Annotated in this window: 17 protein-coding genes; 15 read left to right on the top strand and 2 right to left on the bottom strand. The window is 51.0% G+C overall.

Features of this window, described 5'->3' with window-relative positions; translation table 11 throughout:
* From ACFOFO_RS19885 to ACFOFO_RS19815, 15 genes are all read left to right on the top strand, one after another.
* Window positions 1-766 (top strand): TraG/VirB4 family ATPase (locus ACFOFO_RS19885; RefSeq protein ID WP_449369384.1); only part of this gene is annotated, 766 nt, incomplete at its 5' end.
* A gap of 49 nt (window positions 767-815) precedes the next feature.
* A complete protein-coding gene (locus tag ACFOFO_RS19880) occupies window positions 816-1607 on the top strand; it encodes a hypothetical protein (RefSeq protein WP_390328580.1) in 792 nt (263 codons plus the stop codon).
* Window positions 1608-1656: 49 nt separating this feature from the next.
* Window positions 1657-2838, top strand: coding sequence for a type IV secretion system protein (locus ACFOFO_RS19875; RefSeq protein ID WP_390332552.1), 1182 nt, complete (start codon window positions 1657-1659; stop codon window positions 2836-2838).
* A gap of 375 nt (window positions 2839-3213) precedes the next feature.
* Window positions 3214-5211: an AAA family ATPase gene (locus tag ACFOFO_RS19870; RefSeq protein ID WP_390332551.1), complete on the top strand. Its 1998-nt coding sequence runs from the start codon at window positions 3214-3216 to the stop codon at window positions 5209-5211.
* Between the two features lie 186 nt (window positions 5212-5397).
* The gene (locus tag ACFOFO_RS19865; RefSeq protein ID WP_390328569.1) at window positions 5398-6114 is read left to right on the top strand and encodes a VirB8/TrbF family protein; all 717 of its coding nucleotides are present in this window, start codon (window positions 5398-5400) and stop codon (window positions 6112-6114) included.
* Window positions 6115-6126: 12 nt separating this feature from the next.
* Entirely contained in the window at window positions 6127-6921 is a 795-nt protein-coding gene (locus tag ACFOFO_RS19860; protein ID WP_390332549.1) for a TrbG/VirB9 family P-type conjugative transfer protein, read from the top strand.
* A gap of 39 nt (window positions 6922-6960) precedes the next feature.
* Complete coding sequence (locus ACFOFO_RS19855) at window positions 6961-8268, top strand: TraB/TrbI/VirB10 family type IV secretion system protein (protein ID WP_390332547.1); 1308 nt, start codon at window positions 6961-6963, stop codon at window positions 8266-8268.
* 36 nt (window positions 8269-8304) lie between these two features.
* The gene (locus ACFOFO_RS19850) at window positions 8305-9264 is read left to right on the top strand and encodes a TrbG/VirB9 family P-type conjugative transfer protein (RefSeq protein WP_390332545.1); all 960 of its coding nucleotides are present in this window, start codon (window positions 8305-8307) and stop codon (window positions 9262-9264) included.
* Window positions 9264-10931 (top strand): hypothetical protein, encoded by a 1668-nt coding sequence (locus ACFOFO_RS19845; protein ID WP_390332543.1) that lies wholly within the window; start codon window positions 9264-9266, stop codon window positions 10929-10931. Before ACFOFO_RS19850 ends, ACFOFO_RS19845 begins: the two co-directional genes overlap by 1 nt.
* A gap of 7 nt (window positions 10932-10938) precedes the next feature.
* Complete coding sequence (locus ACFOFO_RS19840; RefSeq protein WP_390332541.1) at window positions 10939-12501, top strand: hypothetical protein; 1563 nt, start codon at window positions 10939-10941, stop codon at window positions 12499-12501.
* Between the two features lie 20 nt (window positions 12502-12521).
* A complete protein-coding gene (locus ACFOFO_RS19835; protein WP_390328555.1) occupies window positions 12522-13109 on the top strand; it encodes a hypothetical protein in 588 nt (195 codons plus the stop codon).
* A 20-nt stretch (window positions 13110-13129) separates the two neighbouring features.
* Entirely contained in the window at window positions 13130-14992 is a 1863-nt protein-coding gene (locus ACFOFO_RS19830; protein ID WP_390332540.1) for an ATPase, T2SS/T4P/T4SS family, read from the top strand.
* A complete protein-coding gene (locus tag ACFOFO_RS19825) occupies window positions 14986-16077 on the top strand; it encodes a type II secretion system F family protein (protein ID WP_390332538.1) in 1092 nt (363 codons plus the stop codon). Before ACFOFO_RS19830 ends, ACFOFO_RS19825 begins: the two co-directional genes overlap by 7 nt.
* 48 nt (window positions 16078-16125) lie before the next feature.
* Window positions 16126-16695, top strand: a complete 570-nt coding sequence (locus tag ACFOFO_RS19820; protein ID WP_390328546.1) for a type 4 pilus major pilin — start codon at window positions 16126-16128, stop codon at window positions 16693-16695.
* Window positions 16696-16777: 82 nt separating this feature from the next.
* Window positions 16778-18436 (top strand): prepilin-type N-terminal cleavage/methylation domain-containing protein, encoded by a 1659-nt coding sequence (locus ACFOFO_RS19815; protein ID WP_390332536.1) that lies wholly within the window; start codon window positions 16778-16780, stop codon window positions 18434-18436.
* Between the two features lie 49 nt (window positions 18437-18485).
* Here ACFOFO_RS19815 and ACFOFO_RS19810 read toward each other — a convergent pair whose 3' ends face one another.
* Together ACFOFO_RS19810 and ACFOFO_RS19805 are read right to left on the bottom strand one after the other, a co-directional pair.
* Window positions 18486-19601 (bottom strand): hypothetical protein, encoded by a 1116-nt coding sequence (locus tag ACFOFO_RS19810; RefSeq protein ID WP_390328543.1) that lies wholly within the window; start codon window positions 19599-19601, stop codon window positions 18486-18488.
* Window positions 19602-19779: 178 nt separating this feature from the next.
* Entirely contained in the window at window positions 19780-21045 is a 1266-nt protein-coding gene (locus ACFOFO_RS19805; RefSeq protein WP_390332534.1) for a type IV pilus twitching motility protein PilT, read from the bottom strand.
* Between the last annotated feature and the right edge of the window lie 152 nt (window positions 21046-21197).

Below are 21197 nucleotides of genomic sequence, written 5' to 3'. Positions count from 1 at the left end.
ACAGGCTGAGGATGACGAGGTTTTGTTAACAGCCATGACACAACTCAGGGAGCAACCAGCCGAAAACTGGAACCTGTCAAATTACACATACAACATTGCAAATAACGAGCTCAAGCGACAGTTCCAGACGTGGACTGGGTCAGGTCTTTACGCAAAATATTTCGATAATTACGAAGATGAATTTAACTTGAATCCATTCGTAAGTATTGAAATGGGCGGTCTGATGGATACAGACGTTGCCGCCCCGTTTATGGAATATGCGTTCTTCCGAGTAAATCAGATGCTGGATGGCCGGCCGACACTGATTTATATTGAAGAATGTTGGTTTATGTTGGCCAATGCGACCTTTGCTGCCCGCATTAATGACTGGCTCAAGACGCTTCGGAAAAAAAATGCTTTTGTGATCATGGCGACACAATCACTGCAAGAAATCGCAACAAGCGACATCTTTGCAACCATCATCGACAACATGCAGAACCGGATTTATTTGGCGAACCCAAATGCGTTCGCGCACCGGGAATTGTATGAGACTAAATTTCAATTAAACGGCGCCCAGATCGATCGCATTGCAACCGCCATTCCGAAACAACAGTATTACATCGTTACTCCCAAACTCTCGAGAATGGTTAATGCTAAATTTCCAAAGGAAATTATGGCCTGCACTGCTGCTGATGAGCGGTCAAAGTCAATTTTTAGGAAGCACTATAAAAACGGGAATGGCTCAAATAATTGGAAATTTGACTATGTGGCGGAGCGGGTCAGCTGATTTTTTTGGAAAATCGATTTAATAGTCGCCTTTCACTTCGGAGAGAAAAATGGAAAAAGTAGTTGTAACACTGAAACGGGTCGCGATCGCGACGATGATCATGTCCGTCTTGGTTACGGATTCAGCCTTCGGCATGGCGAGCGGTAGTGTGGTTTTCGATCCTGCGAATTTTTCAAAAAATCTTGTAACGGCTATGGAGGCCTTAAAGGCAACCTATGACCGTGCGATGCAACTGAAAACTCAATACGAACAGTACCGGACGCAGTTAGCGCAATTGAAGGGACTTTCGGAGGGCGACCTGTCGTCTATGCGGTTGCGTAATCAAGATGAACTCAGCAATATCAACGGATTTATACAATCTGTAAACCGGACCTATGGCGACGTAGGACAAAGCCGCAATTTATTGCAAAAGCGATTCGATGATCAAAGCGCAGCGCAAATGTCATGGAAAGACTATACCGAGAGCGAAAACGCAAGTATCAAGCGCGGAGTTGAATCGGCAAAGAGCCGGGCCGCTATCGATCGTCAGTCTCTGGAAAAGGTCAATACAGATTATGACCAGGTCAGGGAATGGCAAGGGAAGATCGGTAACACGGCGGGCATGCATGAGGCGATGCAGCTGATGAACGCCCAAATGAATAAAGTCATCACGCAAAATGGCGAAGTCATCAAAACCATGGCGCTGAATAGCATGCAGAAAAATAACGAAGATGTCGACTCTTTGAGCAACCGGCAAAACGAAGCCCGCATGATTAAGAAGCGCCGTGAAGAGGAAGCCAAACGAGTACATGACGCCAACAACCGCTCCCGTAGCGAGCTGGAATCCTGGTCTAAAAAATAAATGTGCGTTGCGCACGGAAGCTGAAGCCTGTGCATCACGAAAGAAGATAATGAGCAACCCGAGCGGCGATTTAAATGGGATTAATCTCGTTCTGGATACCTTCCGGGACGTAGTGGTCAATCTTGGTCAGCACAATCCGCTGAACGAATACGGGATTACCCTGTTGTTTTCGATCATTGGTATGTTGCTTGTTTTCCAATCGCTCCGCACTTTGTTGGAGGGTGGGAGTAGCAGACAATTGATCGCTCAGTTTCTGTATCTCGTCATGCTCGGTTCTTTTGCTTCACTGATGATTACGGATGACTTCCAACTGAAGCAGAAGTTAATCGATTCGGCCGATATGATCGCGGACAAAGTGTCGCCCACAGGGGCGGGATCTAGTGGCTTTGATGCGGCGAGCTCCGCATTAAACGTCATGTTCAATGCGGCCTTTACGGTTTTTGATTCTGAAGCTCCAACTGCTAATTTTGGTCAAGACTTGCCGGCCGGCGACAAGGGGGCAGATCCAGCTTCAAATACTTCCAACGGAGGAAGTGTTTGGGGGGCCTTGACGAACATAGGTGCGTATTTGGGAACAGGGTTGCAAATTGCACTTATGACCCTTTTACTTAAATTTTTTGCGATGGCGATAATGATCCTGGGTGGATTAATTGCCATGGCTCAATTTATCGTCAGCCAAATACTTGTTCATATTGCGATCATTCTGGCACCAATCTTCATTCCATTCCTGGTTTGGGAGCAAGCTTCATTCCTCTTCGACGGTTGGTTAAAGTTTTTCATCAAGGCGGTGTTTCACAAGGTTGTTGGTTTAGTTATGGTGGGCCTGCTGAATTCGACGGTTGCTGTGGCACTCGGTAAAATTTCCGCGATGAAGATTGACGGTTTTGCTGAAGGTCAGGCATTGCGGTTGTCCGCTTTGATCGGAATTATGGCTATTGCGGCCATATTTGCGTACCTGATGTGGCAAATAGGGTCGATTGCAGATGGTTTGTTGAGCGGCGCAACCAGGGCGGGTTATCGATTTACCGGTGTTCCAAAAGTGCCTTCCATGCCTAAACCCGATTCGAAGCCGAGTGGGGGTGGTTTGCCGGATGGCGGCGGATCCGGAGCACCTGCAGGAGGAGGGGGCGCGGGTGGCGGAAATCTCACGCCCTCAAAAACCTCTGGCGCTGGTTCGGGAGCTGGTGGCGCTCAGAATTTACCCGGCACTTCGTCTTCATTCAAAGCATAGGGGATGACGATCTATGGACATAATCAAGAATAGGCTGGCAGCGAGCCTTCTCGAATCATTTGGGCCGGCCAAAGAGGAAGTCTTGGTATATCTCACCAGGCTTAACGAGATTCGGGAATTATCGGAAAATTCTAAAGAAGCACTTCAAGAATTCGAAAAAAATTACCGTGCATCAAGTTTCAGGGTCGATTGTTATTGCGTATTAGGCAACATTGTTAATGCGCGTCCGTATCTCTCTGTTGCTGGAGCCTTCGCTAGTCTGTACGTCGGATCGATGTTGTTCATGTGGTTATTAAGGAAAATTCACATCCTTGGAGCTTGATTTATAGAAATTTCATGTACCGTATAGCTAAAGCAACATATACGGGCTAACACATGAACGAGCTAACCAAACAACGAGCCGGGGACTCCAGCAAAACCACATCTTTGCTGCTTTATGGGTATGAAGCCTTTTATCTCTTCGTAACCGTAGTCCTGAATTATGGGATGTGGCGACAATCCCAAGATCATTTCGTGTGGCAGAGTGTTGCAACTGCACTTTCGATCATCCATATTTGTTACCTATTTCAGGCACTTCACGTATTCAGGCGCGTTGATTTGTTCATCGCAATTGGCTTTCTTCTAGCTCAATTGATGGTGATCTGGAAATTTGCCCAGTTGGGATCAGGTTGGATTCTTGTCCTCATTCTCGGCCAAGGATTGCGTATGGCTTGGAGTGCAGCTGCTGATCGTGCGACCAATTCCCAACAGACTGCTCACCCAGGCTCTCCCTCCACGTCAGTGACAGCGCAGATGCAGGCGGCGAGTATGGCGCCCGCAAATCCGACCGCGGCGCATGACACCCATCGATTTCCAGCGCAATGGCCTAAGCGGGTACTCGATGACATCCATGGCATGGAGGAAGTAAAGCAACGCTTAAAAAGGGCCGCGACTGAAATCGTTGCTCCGAGCACTGACCCATCGCGACATCCAAATGGTCGGAACGGAATTCTACTGTTCGGCGACCCGGGAAATGGCAAGACCGCTCTGGTAGATGCATTGGCAGGGGAAATGGGTCTGAAATATATCACCGTGACGTACGGGGACGTGGCGAGTAAGTGGATCAATGAAACGACCGAGCACGTCATGATCTCGTTCCGTGAGGCAGTTGCACAGGCACCATGCCTTCTGTTCTTTGATGAGATTGATAGTCTGATCCCATCAAGAACCTCGCCGGCCGGTGGCGGCTTCGATGAAACCTCCAAGACGACCAACAGTATCCTGACTGAGATAGTCAATATCCGTAACAAAGGTGTGATCGTCGTTGGTGCGACCAACTTCCTGGACAAACTTGACAAAGCTGCCATTCGAGAGGGACGTTTCGATTACAAGATCGAGGTGCCTACTCCGGACATTCATGCGAGACTCGGCATCTTGCTCGAATCGTTGATGCATAACCTGCCCCATGTTCCCTATGATCCGGATTCAGTTCATACCGTAGCCCTCCGTTGGGATGGTTATTCCGTTAAACGAATCCAGGCGGTCGGGGAGGAGCTGGCTGAGATGGATCGAGAAAGGCCAATTATCAAGGTCGAGGGCGAGCAGCTTCTCGCGGCATTACGTCGCGTGCAAGGTCGGAAGGGAAAAATACCGGCCGATACCAAAGATATCGCAGACTTGATACTTCCGACAAAGCTACGCCAAAAGCTGACGTCGATCAGCGTTCGCATGAAAGAGTTTGAACGGGTGGAACGACTCGGCGGGACCGTTCCTGCGGGTTTATTGTTTTCTGGAGAGCCAGGAACTGGCAAGACGGAAACGGCCCGCTCTTTGGCTAAAGCCTCGGGCTGGGCGTTTCTGTTCACTTCGGGTAATGACCTGATCAACAACCCCGCAGAAATCGATCGCATTCTCGCGGAAGCAAAGGATATCAGGCCGTGCATTGTTTTCATTGATGAGGCTGACGATATCCTTGCAAACAGAAAGATGTCGCATGTCACCTCTGTAACCAATAAATTGCTGGCCGCGATGGATGGCGCCTCCGGGAAAACAAAGGACATCGTGTATGTAGCTGCGACCAATCACCCTGATCAAATTGATCCAGCCGCTTTGCGCGGAGGGCGATTCACCGAGAAGCTGTATTTCCCTCTTCCAGACAGGGCAGGGATCGAGCAATTTGTCGAACGCTGGATGAGTCAATCCCCCGCCAGTTTCGCAATGGATCTTTCTGCGGCTAGCATAGCTGTGGCAATTGGCGTGGACACCTCAATTGCAGATGCGTCAGCGATTTTGCAGGAAGCTGTAAACCAGATGATCGGTCGCTCCAATGACACTCAGGGCACGCCCGTCGAGATGATGGATGTCTTAGAAGCGAAGAACGTTGTTCTAGGATAGGTTTGCCCCCCGGCCGGTGCAGCGACTCCTGCACCGGCACCAACACAGACTCCGTGTCCCGCCGACACGACGCAATATCTCCCCCTTTACCCTTATCAATAATTGCCTTGTTTTCGGCGGTTTATCGCGCCGATATTCATGCAATTCAATGATGAAATGATGACTCATTAGCATGGAGAGTACATCTTGGGTATCTTCGGGTCCAATCAGTCAAAGAAAGATTCATTTGCGGCCATTTCCGACATGGGAAACGCGCCGCTTACGGCATTCGCCAAAGCTGAAATTCGGTTCCATGAGATCTATGGATCGTCCAAGGTAGAAGCTTCTCGTTGGTTTGTGTTCGCCGTTGGGTCATTGGTCGTCATATTTATGATGGCCGTGGCCTTTTACCATTTTTTACCACTCAAAACTGCTGTTCCATACATGGTCACCCTGAATCGGGAGACTGGGGCTGTCGCTCAAACTGTCGAGGCTTCGAAATTTCAGCCAGATGAAAGCGTAAAGAGCTACTTTTTATCCAAGTGGATCGAAAAAATGCGAACGATCGATCCATATCAGACCCAAAAAAATATAAAAGAAGCGTACGCGCTTACCCGTGACAAAGCGGTTCAAGAGTTCACGGAGTATCTAAACGAAGAAAAGCCTATTGAGCGCCTGGTCAAAGACAGCACCCTGACACGGACCGTCAAATTCATTTCTATCAATCCCGGTGTTGAGCAAAATATTGCGTTCATTCGCGTCGCAGAAGAGGAGCGAACTGGGGCTAATAAGGTAACTACCAATCGCTACATGTTCACCATTCATTACGCCATGACGCCTCCAAAGGACGGAGAAGAGCTTCGAAAAAATCCGATCGGTATTTATGTAACGCACTTCGTCAAATCCGAAGAAATTGGAAACTAGGGCTCCTGATTTATGAAACTCATTCGCAATCTGATCGTTGCTTGCCTGTTCTTGGCGCACTCATGGGCCGCGGCAGAAATTTCAGCGACTGCGTTACCTGGCGACACTCGTCTTGTTGTGTTCACTTATGACCAGCACAACAGCTATCAGATTCTCTCGCGTCCCAAGTCGGTTACCGATATCCAGTTCAATGCAGAGGAAAAGGTCCGTGCAATCGCATTGGGTGACACGATTCAATGGGAAGTAGCTAAAACGGCTGATGGACAACATATCTTCGTCAAGCCGAAATTTGAAAACGTTCACACCTCAGCCACGGTCATTACCGACAAGCGTACATATCAGCTGCTGCTAACGTCGAATTCTACCGAAGGGAAGTGGTATCAGCGCGTCACATGGGACTATCCAGAGCTGATTCTTCTCAACGAAATAAAACAAGCTGATGTGGAAGAAAAATCGGTAGCAGAAGATAAACGGTTGACGTCGCAGGTGGTGGCGCCCGGTGTATCTCTTGAATCGGTGAACTTTAGCTACCAGATCGACGGTGATGCGCCGTTCAAACCAGCTGGCGTAATGGACGATGGAAAATTCACATACATCCGCATGCCTCAACAGCTACAGGAGCTGCCAGCACTCTTCTTGCTTACTCCGGATAACGATGCCGAGTTAATAAACTATGTAGTCCATGGTGAGTATTTGGTAGTGCAGCGCCTGATCGATCGAGTTTTGCTCAAAATCGGAAAGCAGGAAGTGCGAATCACAAATTCCAAGACGACTCGTTCTGGGTTGATGGGCCTGTTCAGAAACTAACCGTACCTACTCATGTCATCGTCAAACCAAGATTCGCTGTTGTCAGCGAACATTGATAAAAGGGGCTTTTCCGTACCGAAGAATCTGATCTGGATCGTCGGCGGGATTGTTATCGCGAGTGTCGTTATTGTCATGTTCGTGCAAATCTCGATGGCTGGTAATCAGGCACCGAAGCAACAACAATTAAAGTCGCAAGCAGATACCGCGACCGTCCCATCTGTTGAAACCATTGAACGGATCGCAGGCGAGCAAACTGACGCCGGCAAACGACAAAACGCTGAGGAAGCGAAGCGGCTTCAAGAAGTAGAGCGCGCTAAATTGCAGGCGGAGAACGACAAAGGCAAAAATTCTCCTCTCCCAGGAGGCGGTGGCGGGGAGTCGTTTCCCGCGGTCGACAAGTCTGGAAATATTGCGCTGCCTGTTCCATTAGGGACTCCCCAGCAGTCGGGAAGTGATCCACGTATCGAAGCTGCAGCACGGGAGAATTTAATACGTGCGGCTCCAATAATGGCCATCAATGATTCGTCCGACACTCTTCAAAATCTTAATGGGGGCAACTCTAAGATTTCTGGGATGGCAAAGATTTCCGATCTGCAGACAGAACAGGCAGAAGGGCGTGCACAGGCACAGGAGAAGATCAACAGTTTGCTTGGCATGGGGGCCGGTAGTCCGGGACAAACCACGGCCAGCAAGGGGAAATTGGAAAACGACTGGCTTAAGGAAAACGCGACCATGGCGGAGAGTCACGAGCCTTCTCGCGGATATGCGCCAACCTCGCGCTTCGTCCTGATGCAAGGAAGTGTGATCAACGCGGTTATGTTGACTGCTATGAATACGGACCTCCCGGGAGAGGTGCAAGCGCGGGTCACGATGGATATTTATGACTCGATTCGTGGAGCTGCACTGCTGATCCCGAAAGGGACCAAGCTGATAGGGCGCTACAACAGTGATATTCGCGTAGGTCAGGACCGGGTAAATCTAGCATTTCAACGAATGATTTTGCCGAATGGCATTTCAGTCGATCTCCCAGGGAACATCGGCATGGACGCTGCCGGCAGGGGCGGGGTCGGCGGCGATGTTAATAACCACTATACGCAGATGTTTTTTGTGTCGACGCTGACTGCGATCGGAGCCTATGTGGCTGCATCTGCTGAACCAAAAAACTCCGGCGTCACTGTCAATACCGGATCTCCTGGGATTGCGGCTGCAGGACAGATTTTCGGGGATGTGAATCGTGCGGTGATCGAACGAAATAGGTCCTTGGGCCCGACGATCACGGTCCCGGCCGGAATAAAGTTTTCAGTCAACGTTGCGCATGATATCGAGCTAGAACCATATCGCCGCTAAGCAGGACAGACCAAAAGATATTAAAGGGAATTCGGAATGACCATTTTGTCTTACTTAACATGCCGATCGAAGGTAATGCTCTTGCTGGCTTCAGCATTTCTGGCAACTGGAGCCAGTGGTGCTCAACCGGGTGCGGCTGGGTACAACTTCTCGTACTCAACCAAAGGAGATCGCTCCGTTTGGCCAACGCAGGTGTTTGACAATGGGACGGAAACTTATTTCCAATTCAATCCAGACCGCACTATACCCGCCATTTTCGCACTCACACCTTGCGGAAATCGCGTACTTATAACACCACGGTCTCAGGGTCCGTATCTGGTTGTGCCGGGATTGTACAAAAACTATTCGCTCCAGCTCGGTGCTCGTTCGTCGACCGTCGACTATGCCGGTACGCAAGAAATCCCCCTGGAAGAGAGCATTGCGAATGAGGCAAACTGTGCCAAGACCTCGCCTGCTACCGGTGTTGCGTCAGGAGCACGTGAATATGGGGCGGTGATGCCGACACTTGGGGATCCGGCTGCAAGTCCTCGACCAGCTGGGATAACCCAGGCTAGAAGCGTCGTCGAATCTGCCAAAAAGGCCGCGGCCGATAAATTGGCAGTGGCCGACAGGAATAAAGCTGATTCAGAGGGAGCAAAGGCTGGGGCTGGGGCCATGGCGGCAATCGCTGGCGGGACTGGTGGTCCTGCACCCACGTCGGTGACGGCCGCAGCTGCGACAGTACCAACAAAGCCAGAAGGGTGCCCCTATGTGATCTCTCCTTCGGACACCAAACTGAGCGAAGTCCTGGAGCGATGGGCCACAAAGGGCGGCTATCAGCTCGCATGGGAAATCACCGGCGAGGAACCGGTGATTTCGTTGACCGCACAGTTTTGCGGCAAGACGTTCCACGAGGCCCTCGAAATATTGCTCTCCTCGTATGACGATACGACGCCCATGAAGGCGATTCATTGGAAGCAAAACAACGCAATTCAACTCGTCTCGGGATCTAAATAATGAATATCGGAACAACTGTCATTAGGATGGCCGCGATCGCTGGTGTTGTCGCCACGTTATGTTCCTGTGCGGTCAATAAGGAAGTCTCCGAGGCGAAGAAGCAGATGGTTGCGCGCATGAATGACTTGGAAAAGACCATGCCAAAGGCTGAGGACTCGAGTAACCGTAAGCACATCCTCTACCGCGACGGAGCTTATTTCGGTAACAAGATGGTCGCGGTATCGTCTGAAAAGTTACTACCACCTGTTTTTGCAAAACCGTTCGGCTCTGGCGAAATCAAGTTCATTTCCTCTTCTGACGGACCGGTAAACCTTCCAACCTTTGCAGAAATGTTGACGAAGTACACCGGTATCCGTGTTGAAATAAGCCAAGATATCTATCTCAAATCGTCAGCTTTGCCGTCCGATGGTCAAGGAGCAGTTGCGGGTGCGTCGACGCAGGTCAAGAATGACCAGGTGAGCAATTATGCTTACGAAAATGAGCGCAGCATTTCTCTCGATTTTAAGGGTTCGCTTGCGAATTATTTGAACCTAGTCTCCTCCAAGCTCGGAATCAGTTGGGAGTATGAGGCTGGAACCATTCATTTTTTCCGTTACAAAAGCAAGTCCTTTGAAATTAAAGGTGCTACAGGCGCATTCAAGCACATCACAGCATTTTCCACTGCTGGCCAGATTGGAACTGGAACAGGAGCCAGCTCGTCTTCCGCCGGCGTTTCGACAAAACTGACCCGTGATCTCGATTTCTCATATCTGAAGGATCTGACTGCACAGGTACATGCACGTAACAGTGCGGGTGGAACTGCGATAGTTAACAACGCCTCAAGCACGATTACTGTCACCGACACTCCTGAACGCCTGCGTGACATTGGATTGTTCATGGAGGATATGAATCGTCGTTCAGTTCGCGTTGCCTACTTCGATTTGAAGCTCTATCGCTTATCCGATACGGACGGCAATCAGGCCGGTCTGAACTGGTCATCACTGATGACAAGCAACAAGTTCCGCTTGTTTGGCATCCCAGGCGCGAGCCTGGTAACCGACACCGGGGGATTAGGAGTATTCAGACTCGCACCGAAAATCCCGCTTCCTACCCCAAGCTCCCCCGGCTCAATCGGCGATGGCTTAAGCGGGGGCGAAGGGAGTAGTTTGCTAATCCAAGCTATCAATCAGATGACCGGGGTCTCGGAAGAGTGGTACGACAATGGTTATACCCTCAACAACATGCCTCTGCCATTCAGCAACTCGACAACCAAGGAATACGTGGCCGAGGCCGGCACAACAGCGAACAACACGTCGTCCTCTACGACTGTGACCCAGAAGGAATACTCCTTCGGCGTGAACATCGAACTGACCCCTCATATCTACGACAACAACTCGATGATGCTGGAAGTTGTGGTTGACGTGACCGATGGTGTCCCGTTCGAGGTAACCAGTGTCAACGGAACCCAAATTAAATCGAAAACCGTGCCGCGCCGCGCGAGTCGTCAGATGTTGATGGTGCGTCCTGGCGAGCAGATCGTGCTGGCAAAGCTCGGGCGGAATTCAAATTCTGGAAAGAATAACGTTGGACTGACCGGTGCGTCCACCGCTGTCGACAAGCAGAAAGACAGCATGCTCCTAGTCATTACTCCAGTGCTTTGGTCCACTCCAAACGAATCGACTCACTAAACACTCGATGAAATTCGACACTATCCACGGGACACCGGTAGTTCTAGGAATTGATTGGTTCGACCTGTCTGGCGAGCCGTCAACTCTGAAGAAAAACATAGCTAAGCTGATTAAGTCAGGACGCCCTACGCATACACTTGAACGACGCGGGCAGTTTAGTACTTTGTTGGGCCTGACTTCTGTCAAGGGCAAGGCTCGTGTTCCGAAAAAAACTATTAGTGCACTCGCGTGGTTCGCCTCAACGAGATCGGAAGAGGGAACCTCGCAAGCGATTGTTTGGGTGCAGGGCGATTCCAGTAAGAACCAAGACGTTAGTAATATGCGCGCGTGGATTGGGGCCCTCGTCAACGGCTTGCCGGCAAAGCGTGGGGACCGCATGGTGCGGCTTGGCGATGTGTCGGCAACATTGGCTGAGATTTTCAGCGACCGCGGTCACGATGCAATCATCCACGTGGTCAATTACAACGATCAGGGTTTCAACAGCTTTGGGGAGCACATTCAGGAATTTACGTCTGTCAGAGCGACTTCGCTTGCAACTCTATTTCCTGAAAATGTTCCAGCTGACGCGGTTATGAAGCAGTATGGTCTTGCTTCGCGAACGGTCGCGGTCTTAGGCATCTGCTTTTTTGGCATGCTTGTGGCCGCTGCCGCGGCCGGGTATTACCTGTACCGGCAAGAGCAAGAGAAGCAGAGACTCGCGGAGATCGAGCGTCAGCGGTTAATCGCTCAAAATCAGCCCAAACCGGACCAGGTATATACCGACAAGTTCGTCAAGTATTTTAATAATGGCCCACAAAGGGTGTCAGCTCAGGTTGCAGCGCAGCGAATCTTTAAGGAATACAAGTCCCTTGAGGCTTATGAACGAGGTTGGAAATTCTCCAAATTCGATTGTACATTTGTACCGGTCGCCGCTCCCGCCGCTAAGCCTGTAAGTAAACCACCTCCAACATGTGCAGTGGAGTATTCGCGCTCTGCTGAGGCAGGAAAATCGCCTCTTACAGAGGAGGAATACCCGGACGTTGAGCACTCTGTTGATTCGGTTCTAGCAAAACGCACATTGATGCTGAAGACCGATCCAATCGCTGGGATAATACCGCCTCAAAATCTTCAAGATATGTTTGCGCCAAAGGTATCGACTGATTTGGTGATTAAGCAATTGCGTGTGGTCGAGGATATGAAGTTGGCTCACAGCTACAAGGCACCAACAGCAATCCCGGCTTCGGATGGCCAGCAGGCACCATCGGTCGGTTCATCGCCATTCGAAATTAAAAAGGGGGACTGGTCGATCAGCGGTTCCTATGCTCTGTATGAGCTTCTCTATGACATGCCTCCTTCCGCATTCGTAGAAAACATCAGCTTTACTTCGGAAAAGGGAGCCATCATGTTCAAGGCAAATGGCTACTTCTTTACGACTGACGTTCACAAAGCGACCGCGACAATACCGGCGCCGGCTCAACACGGTCCTGGCCCAGGTGCAACGCGGCCGATAACGTCGACGAATCCGGTGCAAAGCGCCGCAACTAATCCTACAACCGCGCAGCCGGCCAGAATCGACAGCGCTACGAATTAATCGTAGATACAGGCAAAAAAATGAAATTACAACATCTATGGTGTGCGATCGGCCTTCTGTGTCTTTCCATGGTGGCTCAGGCAATTACGATGGAAGAAATTCACGAACTGCAAAAGGCCAGTCTGGCGAAGTCCCTCAAGGAGGGGTTGGAGAAAGACAAGGTAGGGAAGTCCGACTCGCCAGGCGGTCCTTCACTGACTGCTGGAACGCAGCAGCCGGCCGTGTATTTCAAGCCGGTAGCGCGCGATTCGATCAAGGATATGACTCTGACAGGATTGTTCGGTGTGGGAAGCGATGTTGAGGCCAAGATCGTTTTTCGGGGTGAAATCAACTCGATTAGAAAGGGAATGGACATAGAAGGGTGGGTCATGACCGATGTTAAAGACCGTTGTGTAGAGATGAGCAAACGCGTTCCAATCAATGTGAAACGTAAGCGTAAGGCTATCGCTGAGAACGAAACCAGGATTGTCTCTCTGTGCATCAAGACTATTGCGCGTGATTATTCAGTAGCCAACTTCAACCCGAACTCGCCTATTACCGGAAGCTCGTTCGCCAAAACACAGAATAGCAATCCTCTGGCGATATTGCCGCCGATCCCTCTGCGCTAAAAATTCACACAGGAAAAACCATGAAGCCTGGAATGTTGGGGACTTTCTTCAAGGATGCCGGACGCAGCGCCAGCGCCAGCGTTGAGAGCGCTCGTGGTCCAGAGATTCCTCCTTTAGGTAGCAAGCGGCCTGAAGTCCATCCGGCGCCTCCATTGGCTCTGGTACAGCATCCACAGTTGACACCGCCCAACGAGCGCAAGGTAAGGCAAACTTGGACCAGTTCTGAAGTCACCAACGAGGAAGCGCTGAATGTGGACTGGCAAAAGGCCCGAATTGTGCCGGTCGAGCGCGAAATGTCTCAATTTGCTGGAAAGGGACAGCGCAACTACTTGATTATTCAGAAAAGCCAAACCGTTCTCGCCTTGCTGGTTACCAAGGGGATGTTGGATGACGATCTGGCTTTTAACGTCCTACTTAACAACGTAGAAGGGCGCTCCGCCTTTAAGGTCGAGAAATACCTGGTCAGTCAAATTGTATTGAAGACTGCGCTCGAAAAGGTCACCAAGAAGGACAGCACGCAGGGTGCAGTGGCCAAACAGGCTGAAAGCGAAACTCTCGACGACTTTCTGAGAGTAGTACGTCGTGCAGTGGAACAGGACGCATCTGACATTCATTTTCGCGGTGACCGCAAGAATCCACGAATTGAATTTAGGGTACTTGGCACAGTCGTCAATAGCGGTATCGAACTGTCCTACGATCGACTGCAGGCCTTACTCAATGCCCAGTTCCAAACGCAGTCAGAATCGGGCTCCAACACCGGTTCGGTGCTTACTTACCAGTCTCAACAGCGAGCGGCTTTTCCGATCGACATCGAGGTTGGGGGTAAGACGGAAGCGTTGAAGTTGCGTTTTGAGATTACCAATAGCCAGAGTGGATTTCATTCGGCTATGCGTATCTTGTGGATGTCGGGAGACAAGGTAAAGAAAGGGCAGACGCTCAAGAGCGATATGCTGCGACGCGGCTACCACGATGACCAAGCCCAACTCCTCGCGCTGGCCAGCCTCAAGAATGGCGGTTCCATCGTTCTTTCTGGTCAAACCGGTTCGGGCAAGACAAATACCCTGTACAACATCATGGGGTGGATCTGTACCGACAATAAAATCTCCATTTCTATCGAGGACCCGATCGAGGGTGATCTTGCGGGCGTCACGCAGATACCGGTTGTGGTACGCGACGGTGAAAGCGTTGACACCGCAATTAACGGGATCATCAAATCAATGTTGCGCTTAGATCCCGATATTGCGCTGGTATCCGAATTGCGTGGCCGTGAATCCGCATCAGGTTTCCAACAATTGCTTCAATCTGGTCACAAGTCACTGACGACGGTTCACGCTGACTCACCGATCGGTATCTATGAACGACTGGCTTCCGACCAGCTCGGGATCGACCGTGGATTTCTGTCTACGCCTGACAATTTAACGCTCTGCGTATTTCAAAACCTCGTCCAAGTTGTTTGCCCAGAATGCGGATTGCCGCACTCTGCGGCGGGAATTTCCGCAGACTACATGCGAAGTCTCGAACGGACCGTCAAATGCGACCTTTCTTTAGTCCGCTTCCGGAACCCGGATGGTTGCTCAATTTGCCGCGCCGTTAGTCCGATCCCTGGTATCGCGAAGCGAGAAGTTGCCGCGTCAATGTGGTTGCCTGACGACGATACCTTACTTTTACTGCGCAATCGTCAGGTTCTGGAGGGGATTCGGGAATTTGGTAGCCGCCGTTCTGTACTGCATGACAGCGACACGACCGGGAAAACGGCGATGGAGGTAGCGATCAAGAAGATGATAGATGGCAGGGTCGATCCGAGGGAGATCGAGTCTGTATTTGCACCCTTTGAACTATACGAAAGTCAGCAAAAGCACATGCGCAAGGGAGTGGCATGTTAGATCGTTTCATATTTCAGCTGCGGTCGATTTTTTTCCGCTCGAAGGTTGACCAATTTTTCGGCGAGTTGATTCAGCAACTTGAGTTGAGTGTCGTGCTGGGGCGATTCATGAAGTCAAGAAGCGCTGCGGCTCAGTCTCAAGGCTCTTTTCTCGCCCCTGTGTACACCGAAATGGCAGATCGCTTCGCGGACGGCAGATCGTTTTCGGACAGCGGGGAAGGGATCTTGTCCAATCTGAACATTCTTATGATTCAGGCCGGCGAACGAGTGAATAACGTGATCGAGGGCGTCCGCACAGCGAGATTCCTCAATCAGTCGATGGCTAGGATCAACGCCTTGATTTTTCAGACCTTGTGGTGGCCGGTCACTATGATTTTCATCGCAGCGGCGGCGACATTCTTCTTTGGACTTACCATTGTGCCGGAATTTATTGGACTGATTCCATTAAGCGGCTTGGGCACCAGCTATCAGTTTGCAATGCCGGTGGCGACGTGGTCAAACGATCATGTCTGGGTTGTTCTGATTCTTGCAACAGCCCTGTCGTATGCGGTTTGGTGGGGCCTTTTCAATCTGACTGGCAGTGCTCGCGCGATTCTGGATCTCTTTGTGCCTCCTTTCAATATTTTCCGGTTGAAGAAGGCGGGAGAGTTGCTGATCATATTTTCTGGCTTGATCAGAAACGGAGTTCAGATCGACGAAGTGCTTTCCATCGTGATCGAGCGCGAATGCAAATACATGCGTTGGCACCTAGAGCTGATGCGCGAGCGGATCGCAGACGGTTTCCCCTTGGTGGGCGGGCTTGACGCCGACGGGCAGGTTACTGTCGGTGCTCTTGATACAGGTCTTCTTCCGAGCCCCGTGATCGAGCAGCTGATGAGCTTTAATAATTCAGGAAAACTTGAATATGCTATGCAGCGCATTGGCTTTGAGAACGTTGACGATTTGCTTCTAGTAGTGAAGATCAATGTCGTACTAATAGCAAACGTGATCAAGGTAATCGGCATGTCGGTTGTCGGTTGGCTGGTCTATGACACTTTGACCCTTTCCACGAAATTAATGGCATTTAGCCAATCAACGCAGTTCTAACTTGATTCACTCCTGATTCACCATTCTTATTCAGTAAAGGAAACCGAAATGAAAATGTCTCAAATTAAGGTCAAACAATTCAAGTCTCTGCCTCGTCAAAAAGGTGTCACCCTGATCGAGCTCGTTGTCGGAGCCGTAATCGTCGCTTTGGCGTTGGCCGCGCTGGTTGGCGTAATCAACGCACTTCGTGGCGACGGGAAGACATCGGCGGAGATCGACCGTCTAAATTTGGGCTTTGAAAAGGCGTTGGGTTACCTTGCAACGAGTCAGGACACCTCCGCTATCTCCAACGACATCGTCATTCGCAACGGGGGTGTGGCGGCTGATGCCATCTCGATGCCATCTACCATCAAGACGAAATTCGGCGGTACGACGGTTTACGCGCCGGCATCCCTCAACTCGCCAAACGATGCAGTCAGTGCTACTCAGACCAACATCGATGAAAAGAATTGCCTCAACTATGTGAAAGCACAGGGTGCCTCCTTTGCACGCACAACAGTCAATGGCCAGGTCGTCAAGGATGTCACCGATACCGTCGTGAAGGATGCTGCTCTGTCGGCTGCCTGCGCCAATACGGCGGCAGGAAACACAGTCGAGTTTGTACGACTGAAATCCTAAGCACAAGCAGCCAAAAAAAATCTGCAGTCAGGCGATCCCTTGCTTATGCGCGAGGGATTTTCCATTTTCCATGGAGATAACAATGACTCATCGGTATGAAATTAAGAAAAACCGTTCTCAGTCGGGATATACACTCGTCGAGTTGATCGCCGTGGCTGCAATTGTCGCGACGGTGGCCTCTGCTGGCTACGCGATCAAGTATGCCACTTCCAACTACAAGTCACTGGATGCCGCGGCAGTCGCCATCGGTCAGTACGGGAACGCAGTAGACAACTTTGAAACCAAGTTCGCCACTGAGCTTCTGGACGGAACAGCCATCGCCGGCGTTACCGATCCCTACCATCCGACCGTTAAGGAGCTCGTTTCGCTCGGGATGTTACCTCCCGGGTTTAATCAAAGCCGCCTACCTGGCGGTGACATGCTGACGACGATCCAGAAGGTGCCAGCCGGTTGTGCTCCGGGATCGTGCGATTTGTACTGGATGACGGTGGCCTCTAAGCCGTTCATGCAGGCAACATCCAACAATGTGGACGAAGCGGGCGCCGGCAGAGTGGTTAAGGCGATTGGTGCGCAGGCAGGGTACTCACCGAGAGAGAATCCCGGTGTATTCAAGGGGTACAACGACAGCTGGGGAGCGGGTATTGCAAATCCGGTCGGTCAGGCTGGTGTGGTTGCCATGCGCGGTGGATACGGCGCCAGCGTGCTGGCCAAGTTCTTGCGCACCGACGGTGGGAATCAGATGAGTGCCGATTTCAAGGGTGGCGGGCATAATCTGACTGGTGTCTCGAATATGACCGCAACCGGCACAGTAACAACTCAAAACCTCGCCGCAACGAACGGGTATATCAATACGTTGCAAGGAAATACCGCGACGCTGACGGGTAACATCAAAGCGGCAGACGCGACGCTGGGCAATGTCACCGCTAGCGGTATCGTGCACACCGCAGCCGGCTTGGTTTCGGACGGTTATGCGCAAGTGGCAAGTTGGATCAGCGGCGCGTCATTAGCGACCTCTGGAGATATCGCTGCCGGCAACAACGTTTCTGGCCAAACTGTTTCAGGCGTGAATGTCGTAGCTGCAAATAATGTTCAGGCGACAGGTACAGTGCTTGGGTCGCAAGTTCAATCATCGGGCGATGTAACAGCACAGGGGAATGTTTTTGCTGCAAAGACCGTATCTGCAATGCAGCTAACTTCGAATTCCTATATCGGCGTCGGCGGCGTCATAAACCCGGGTGGCTTTTGCAATCCTGACGGGACCCTAGCGCGTGATGGGACCGGTCAATCATATGCTTGTGTCAGTGGAATTTGGAAAGCCACGCAAGCCGACACTGGCTCAGCATATGTTACTTACGTTCCTGTAGCCGACTCGCAAATTTTTGGTCGTGCCAATCAGGTCAATGGAAAATTTCTCGCGACGGATGTGACTGATTCGATTGGAAATCACAGCATTGTCCCAACGCAAATGGGTTACACAGGTAGGACGGGTGGCACATGTACTTTGGTAAACTGGACAACCCCTTGTACCGTTGGGGACCAGACCAGTGGTTGTGATGCTAATTACGCGGGCCTACGGCCAGCTTCTATTCGATTCAATAGATATATGTATCCCGATGCGGCGCAGTCCGCTACGTTTGATGTTATCTACGCAGCAGATCGACGGTTCGATGATGGTTCAGGGACTTGCCAAGCCAGTAATGATGGCGGAGCTTATTACATCACTACTTACCATAAACAATAAATAAAATAGCGCCGGTTCAGTTCGGCGCTATTTTTTTGAGCAAGTTTCGTTACTTCATCTTCGATCGGTTGTTTGTTGTCAACTTCGTCGCGATGGATTGCGCTACGACAGCTTCAGTTTGACAAGCCAGAGTTTCAAACGTCGGGTTGGCATCAAAGGTAGCGCTCTCTACGGGGTAACGGAGGGTGTATGCCGGGCGCGCTGCCGAATTCAAACAGGAGGCATAGTGATATACGTCCCGCATCCGATCCAAGGCGACCTCGTTCTGCACCGAGTCATGGGACGTCTGAAGGGTACCGTCCGGATTCCGAGGTGTCATCAAGAGGTCGAGCAGGATTGGAGACGCGTTAGTGAATATCCCTGAGACCCATTTTCCGGCCATGATGGGAGCCCCATTTCCATCAATGCCGTTCATCTGATAGCCGCCTTGGGCACTGAGGCTAGCAATGCGAAGCACTTCGGAAGAAGGGAGATCGAATTTAACTCCGAAACCTTCCATAGCGGCGAGCACGTCCTTATATGCAAACAGGGTATCGTCGACAGAACCAGGGACCGTCTTAGATAAGTCTTCCCGTGCCGTAAGGTCATTCTTAAGAATAAAATTGCCGACACCAAGACCGATTGACGCTTGCTCTCCGTGGAGCAGAGCCAGGGCCAGTGTTTCGCCCTTCGCAGCTTTCAGAGTTGCAACTTGGGAAGCCACGTGCGTAATCGGCGTAATTACGAAGAAGTTGTAGTCGGTCGACGCATAGGGCGCCAACAGTTCCATCGAGACGTTCGTCTGCTTGGTGGCATCTACTGACGAAATGAAGTAGCCGCCCGTAGCGACCAGACGGAATATCCCGCTCGGTGCTTGGGTCATAGAAAGGTTGAACTTACCGTCAGCGCCGGTCGGTGTAGCAGTTACACCCAAAGACTGACCATTGGTGCCATCTGAGTTCACCAAATAAGCGGTTACGGTCGCGCCGACTACTGGTGTCGACATAACAACACCAGAAATGGTGGTGACCGTGGTGCCGGTGACCGCAGCGCCAGTAAATGGGTCGATCGGGTGCTGACCGGACGGCGTAGGGGTTGGCGTAGGTGTGGCTGAGGACGCACTACTGCCGCCGCCGCCACAACCGAAGAGAGCAGCGCACGCGGTCAGAGCAATCAATTTTTTCATGGTTACGACCTTTCAAAGTTATTAGTATTTGTTGCTACAGTGCAATTCTACAGATCAATTTTAAATGTCAAGGCCTGTTCCAAGCCAAATCCATACAGTTACGAGCTCAAATTGACATCCTCCCGCAACAAAAAAACCGCCAATTGAAACGGCGGTTCAGGTTTTGGTGAGTTCGAAATTAGTTGCGAGGTTTGAACTGTGCCGAAAACTTGGGCAGGTCCGTTGTTGCGCGGCGCGCATCCTCGAATCGAATCTGCCCGTTGTCATACAGCGCCAACAGATCTGTATTCATAAGGTGACACCCTTGATGGGCCATTGAATCCATCATCGGTCGGATGCGAGAGAGGTTCCGCTGCTCGATCATCCGTGCTAGATCGTGATTGACGGTCATCACCTCACTGGCCAGGTGCCATGCTTCCCCATTCAGAGACGGAATCAGGGCCTGACAGATTGTGCCGCGCAGCGTTTGCGCCAAAGCTTGCGCTTGATTTTCTGTGTCACCGAGTAGCCGCAACATCTTCATCAATCCGAATTCAGTGGACTTGGCATGCAGAGTAGCAAAAACCAGAGGTCCGGATTCGGCTAATGCCACCGCTTCAAGTGCAGTCTCCATATCCCGGATTTCGCCGATCATCACGACTTCCGGCCGCTGCCGCAGGCTGTCACGGGTGCCATGATAAAAGCTCTCGACGTCTGCATCGGGACCAACCTCACGCTGAGTAATCATGCATTTCCTAGACGGGATCAGCAGCTCCACGGGATCTTCCACGGTGACGATATGCCCCGATCGTGTCCGATTGATTTCGTCCAGTATGGACGCCAGGGTGGTTGATTTCCCTTGGCTGGTATCTCCGATGATCAGTACCAAACCGTGCCGGAGTTGCGCAAATTTTTGGGCATCCTGATGCAATCCCAACTCCGTCAGTGGCACCGGCTCCCTCGGAAATCTCCTAACTACGGCTCCCAACCCTTTTCGGCCTTGAAAGGAAAAGAAGTTGGCCCTGATTCGAAAGTCGGTCAAATCGACACCCTTGTCGATGGCGCGGACCTTAATCTTTTCTCGCCATTGGGGATCGAGAATCTGAAAGAAATCTTCAAGCGCCCGTCTCTCAACGTAGGTATCGGCGACGGCCACTACTCGATTCGGCTGCTTCAACATTAGCGGACTTCCTTCGTGAATGAAGATGTCGCTAAACACTGCTCCGGAATGCAGGACATGAGTTATTTGCTCTGAAAGACTATTGAGATCAGACATCCCGGAGACGCCGGCAATATCGACCGTCCCGATTGCCGGGCCACTATTGACGGGATTGATCGGAACTACCTCCTCAATGTTCATATCTTCGACGGACATAGGGAATCCAGGATGCTCGGCACGCCCCCGCTCAGGCGGGTGCCCTGCAAGAGAAAGCGAAGGGGAGGGATTTAACGAATTGGTGGCCATGATTATCCAGGAAGTTATTTGTCATGCTGGAGATTAGCCCACGGCCGGGGCAAGGTTGGGCACGAAAAGACCATCAATTCAGCGCAATTCTTGCTTCGAATTTGAAAATTACGGGTATGTGACTGCAAATTGGCTCAATTTGAGCGGTTTAT

Origin of the sequence: Pseudundibacterium arcticum (genome assembly GCF_042646465.1) — a bacterium.
In the GTDB taxonomy this organism is placed as follows: domain Bacteria; phylum Pseudomonadota; class Gammaproteobacteria; order Burkholderiales; family Burkholderiaceae_D; genus Undibacterium_A; species Undibacterium_A arcticum.
The sequence above is the reverse complement of the archived record's forward strand: the minus strand, read 5'-3'. Positions and strand labels throughout refer to the sequence as shown.